This window comes from Devosia psychrophila, assembly GCF_000971275.1.
GTDB classification, from domain to species: domain Bacteria; phylum Pseudomonadota; class Alphaproteobacteria; order Rhizobiales; family Devosiaceae; genus Devosia; species Devosia psychrophila.
This window is the reverse complement of the sequence record NZ_LAPV01000001.1, coordinates 1-4,775: the sequence shown is the minus strand read 5'-3', so window position 1 is coordinate 4,775 and position 4,775 is coordinate 1. Positions and strand designations below refer to the sequence as shown.

The 4,775-nt window shown below is 55.9% G+C and carries 5 protein-coding genes and 2 pseudogenes; 1 reads left to right on the top strand and 6 read right to left on the bottom strand.

The genetic code is table 11. The features are described 5' to 3' along the window. The 5 genes and pseudogenes from WH91_RS00025 to WH91_RS00010 form a co-directional block, all read right to left on the bottom strand. Nucleotides 1-410: pseudogene (locus WH91_RS00025) on the bottom strand (transposase); the annotation flags it as partial. 374 nt (nucleotides 411-784) lie between these two features. Beyond that, a complete protein-coding gene (locus WH91_RS23970; protein WP_143078313.1) occupies nucleotides 785-1,072 on the bottom strand; it encodes a hypothetical protein in 288 nt (95 codons plus the stop codon). 196 nt (nucleotides 1,073-1,268) lie between these two features. Next, complete coding sequence (locus WH91_RS00020) at nucleotides 1,269-1,604, bottom strand: M41 family metallopeptidase (protein ID WP_046168959.1); 336 nt, start codon at nucleotides 1,602-1,604, stop codon at nucleotides 1,269-1,271. 8 nt (nucleotides 1,605-1,612) lie between these two features. Continuing rightward, nucleotides 1,613-3,280, bottom strand: a complete 1,668-nt coding sequence (locus tag WH91_RS22250) for an AAA family ATPase (protein WP_074797931.1) — start codon at nucleotides 3,278-3,280, stop codon at nucleotides 1,613-1,615. A 169-nt stretch (nucleotides 3,281-3,449) separates the two neighbouring features. Continuing rightward, on the bottom strand, nucleotides 3,450-3,641 hold the full coding sequence (locus WH91_RS00010; RefSeq protein ID WP_046168958.1) for a hypothetical protein: 192 nt from the start codon (nucleotides 3,639-3,641) through the stop codon (nucleotides 3,450-3,452). 200 nt (nucleotides 3,642-3,841) lie between these two features. Between WH91_RS00010 and WH91_RS00005 the strand changes: the two genes are divergently transcribed. After that, nucleotides 3,842-4,426 (top strand): hypothetical protein, encoded by a 585-nt coding sequence (locus tag WH91_RS00005; RefSeq protein ID WP_074797934.1) that lies wholly within the window; start codon nucleotides 3,842-3,844, stop codon nucleotides 4,424-4,426. A 47-nt stretch (nucleotides 4,427-4,473) separates the two neighbouring features. On the opposite strand, the pseudogene WH91_RS22945 reads toward WH91_RS00005, so the two are convergent. Then, nucleotides 4,474-4,775: pseudogene (locus WH91_RS22945) on the bottom strand (transposase); the annotation flags it as partial.

Below are 4,775 nucleotides of genomic sequence, written 5' to 3'. Positions count from 1 at the left end.
TCTGATGATCTCGAGCTTTTCGGATGCGGGATATCTCATTCTGGCTCGTCCCCATCCGCGATCATGCTTTTTTTGAGCAGACGGTTTTCCAGGGTCAGATCAGCCACGCATTCCTTGAGCGCACCAGCCTCACGGCGCAGATCCTTGACTTCATCACTGGTAGCAGCGCGCGCCGTATCACCCGCCAGTCGGCGCTTGCCGGCCTCCATGAACTCTTTGGACCAGGTGTAATACAGGCTCTGCGCGATGCCTTCCTTGCGGCACAGCTCGGCAATGCTGTCTTCGCCACGCAGGCCGTCCAGCACGATCCGAATCTTGTCTTCAGCTGAAAAGTGCCGCCGGGTTGCCCGGCGAATGTCCTTCACCACCTGCTCGGCAGGCTTTTTGGTATTCGAGGATTTGGCAGTCATCTTGGTTCCTTCGTCATCCGACGAGACCAAAACACTCCTTAAAGCTCAACGTTAAATCTGTGCCATGGGTGCTGACGGCGGACACTCAGGGAGCCGCGCCGAACAAGCAGAATGACACTTGGGCCGCTCCTCACATTCCGTCGCGCGTGCTCATCGACGGTGTGTTACCCACAGCCGCCGGAGTGAAACATGAACGCCCTTTCAGATAACCCCGTTCTCCAGCACTTGGCGGGCCATTTATTTATCGCACTTACACGATGAGCTTAACTGATTTCGAAAGTCAAAGCTCAGGCAGTGGACATGGCTCGAAAATGCTGGTCTTTTCGGCTCTAATGGCACCTTGGCCAAGCCAGCAGGTCATCGACCAGCTTGTTCTAGGGAAGCAACCCTTTTGTAGCGCAGGGATTTCCGCGGCCACTGTAAGCAGCTGGATCCGCTCCTCGGCACCCTGCTTTTTTCCATTTTGCCTCCAGCTTTGCATAGCGATCCGCAAGTGAGCGCACGATCACAAACACGAACACCGTTGCGCCAACCATGGATCTGTAAGGCTCGCCTGCACTCAACAGCGTTGAGAATGCTTGGGCATCTACATGCGGTTGCGCAATTTTGGCGTCGTCGGGGTAGGTGCGCCGATTTCGGTCTGTGCTGAGGAGAGCCTGCATGGCAGTTTCATATCCATGCAGAGCTTAGGTGGAGCACGATAGCTTTCGAAACCGTGCTCGACTTTCATGTCCGCGTCCGTCATGGCTAGCGGGCACATAATCCGTCTAAAATGGGGTCGGAATCAGCCAGGCAGGCTCAGTTGAGAGGCTTTGGGCGCCGTTGCGCCCAAAGCACGAGCTAAGTCTCCAAGCACAATCAATTTATAAGTTTTAGGCCGGGCGGTGTCCCCCTCACTCTGGTTGCCGCTCCTGTGTTTCCGCACTCCAGTTCAGCGACATTGTCGAGGAGCAACGCCGATGCGCGTGCCAGTGCTGCTTCAATCCGTCGCCGAATGCTGGCTGCTGCAGGGCTCAAGGGATTGGAACTATCAGCAAGATCCTGGATATATATCAGCCCGAGCTCCCCAAACCCGGTCTTTAGTTCGAGATCGCTGGCTATAGCCGTTGCAACAGCCAGATCTGATCCCGCAGCGCCGGAGCCATACGTCGTCACGTCGCCGAAGATGATCTCCTCACCTGCTCTGCCCGCCATGATTATGCTTAGGACGTCATTCCAGGTCTGCTCCGTATGGAAGCGCTCGCCGATAGGCCATGAGTAAGAAGCTCGCCCAAATCCCCGGTATTGAGGCCCATCTCCGACAGACCCAAGACCTGCGCGACAACCTCTTGCGCCTTCCGATAGACGGATATGCGCCGTCGCGTATGAGGCGCCAGTTCCGCCGAAGTATCAGGAACGAGTGCTTCGATATCTGCGAGAGAAAAAGGATGGCCAGCTCTACGGGCGGAGGCTCTTGCCGCGCGCACTAGCTTTTCGACATCGGCCCCAGTGTGTCCCTTCAAGCGGCTGACAAGGGGGATTAGGTCCTTCATCAGAACACCTTCACCGACATACCGTGCCAGAATAGCGGCGAGATCCTCTACATCAGGGAATTTGATCCGGATGATGCGATCGAGCCGCCCGGATCGCATGAGCGCGGGATCAATGCGCTCTACGTGGTTGGTGGCGCCCACGATCACCACGCCCGGTGTGGAAAGCGCCTCGGTGACAAGCACCAGCATCAAATTGATGATCTGGCTCCAGTACTCAACATAGTCGCCCGAGACACTCGTGCGGCTTGAGATTCCATCTATTTCGTCGATGAGCAGAACACAGGGTGCTTTGGCCATCGCCTCAGCAAAGATTTCCTTCATGCGATTGAGAGTACCCGACAAATGTTTGTGCGTGTTCCACTCAGCGACACTGGAGGCGATCAGCGGGACCTCAAGGCTGTTGGCGAGCACAGCCGCAAAGCTTGTCTTGCCCGTTCCAGGAGGGCCACCGAGCACGACTGCACGATGATCAACCTCGTCCCAGTTGAGCGTTCCTGCCCGCCATAGCATCATGTCCTGAGCGAGCTCCAGTGCCCAGGCCTTGGCCTCACCATACCCAGCAAGATCGGCGATTTTAACAGACTTTAACTTCGGCGCTACTATGGGCGGACAGACCGTCTCCTGTAGACCGGCAAGACACTCCCCTGCGGGTCGAGCCCGGCGAACGTGGGCTACAAGATTTACAGTGCTCAGCTTGTCTGCAGACCTAAAGCTATGGGCGCCCGGCGGCACCTCGTTGTGCGCGAGCTCAAATAGCAGCGCGAGCATGTCTGCGGTCATAGCAGGCAAATCCAGCACCAGATCTGCACCCGCAAAAGCGCTCGGCACTGGATCTCCGTCGGCCAAGGTGCAGAAAACCGGGAGACACTCCTCGGCAGCTTGGGCAATTGAGCGAACCATTCGGTCCATCTGATGCACGCCAGCATCGCTGATCACCACCAGGCGTTCTTCAGCGTGTATGCCATATTGTGGGTTGAAGGCTATGGGACCAGTTTCATGGCGCACCGCGTCCGCCAGCACTTGGCCTACCGCGCCTGCATCATCACCAGCTCTACACCTGATAACAATGAAGCCCCGGGTGGTCGCTAGGTCTCGAACGGTTTGGTAGTATGGGGCAAGGCAATGCGCCAAGGCGATGGCGTAGCCCGCTCTGTCAGTGGGCAGCCGCATACTGGTTTGAAGCTTCTTGGTGACAGCCGCTTCTACTTTGTCGGTGCTGCAGCCTCTAGCGAGTTCTGAAGCCACTCGGTGACTAAGGCCGCGGACCAGTTGCAACGCAAGATCGTGGGCGAGCGTAGCGGCCGCACGTGGTAATGTGGTCTTCTTTGGGTTTGCCATGTTGTCCTCGGACACCGGCTGCGACCGGTCATCATGTTGATGGTTGTCAGAGGAGGCGGCTAAGCGAGATCGCTATCGGCAAGCGCTCCGAACCTTTCGCTAGAACATATAGAGAACATTGTCAATGCGAGCGGGTTTTGGTCCCGCACACTGTCGAGACATGTGAAAGCTACAACTTGAAATTCACCTGAGCCAGATAGTCGGTGACCAACTCTTCGATGATCTCATAAACGTAGCGATCTTCCGCCGCCGCCGCAGCCCTCAGTTGCTCGATGGTATCCGGCCTGAGCTGTACCAGCACCTGGCGCCTGCCATCCTTGCGCTTTCGGATTTTGGGTTGTTCGTCAAGATTGGCGGACATTGATGGTACTGGCGAAAAAGGGGAGTGCGCTGGATTTTACACGCTCATCGTAAACGCGCGGACCTTAATAAGCAGCAACTTTATTGTCCCATAATAACTAGCACTCCACCATGTGCGAAAAATTGGATAGCCATCTGGATAGCCAATATGAAAGTCTGCGCTTCAACGGGGCCACAGTCCCCTAATTACGAGACGGGTACATGGATGAAAACATGCTGCAGTCGATGGAGCCATTGGAGCAGCCGCGCCGCATTAAGAGGGGCTTCATGAGTTTCAAGTGCTCATCGCCCATTACGTTTCCAGACCGGTGCTGCCGAGATCTCTTGATCCAGGCAACGCTGGACCGGCAGGTTCAAAGCCTGGCACCCAGCACCTGGACGGATTTTTGTTCTTCGGATGCCTACTTCTCGTTCGAGGCAGTGATGGGAGGCAAGCGCTGTCTGATCGAAGTTTGCGATGCAACAAACGCAAAACCGTTCGAACCACCTAATCGGTACGACCTCGGCCTGACCTTGAGCCGAACCGCCATCCTAGCGGAGCCCCGTTTATCCTCCGCCCGGACCATCTGGGCCTGCCGAGAAATGCAGGTTCCACTGCAGTTCCAGTTTGAGCTAATTCGCTTTTTGACACCCCACGAGAAAGGGCTTCGGCTTTCAGATCTAGAAAGTTTACTGAACTTAGAGCTGTCAAAATGGATCAGCCAGGCTCCGGCTTTGGTCTGTCGCGGCACTCTGCAGGTCGAATCAGTGTCCCGGATCAACGGACAAACGAGGTTGTCGCTGTGAAGGACATGACCGACCGTTGAGGGGGTGCGGATAAAAACTTGGACCGGTTATGCTGTAATGCCAAGACTTTGTCGGTATTCGATTGGGCTAAGAGAGCCAAGGGATATCTTGATGCGCTTCTCATTGTACCAGCGGATGTAGGAATCAACCTCGATAACGAACTGCTCGACCGTGGTGGCGGTCCAATCCCGAGGGTAGAAGAGTTCTGTTTTCAACCTGCCGAAAACCCCTCGCACGCAGCGTTATCTTGCGAGCATCCCTTGCGGGACATTGAGCGAACCAGCTTCGCGTCAGCAATCCTGGATAACCAGCCTGGCCAGCGATAATGGGCACCGCGATCAGAATGAAC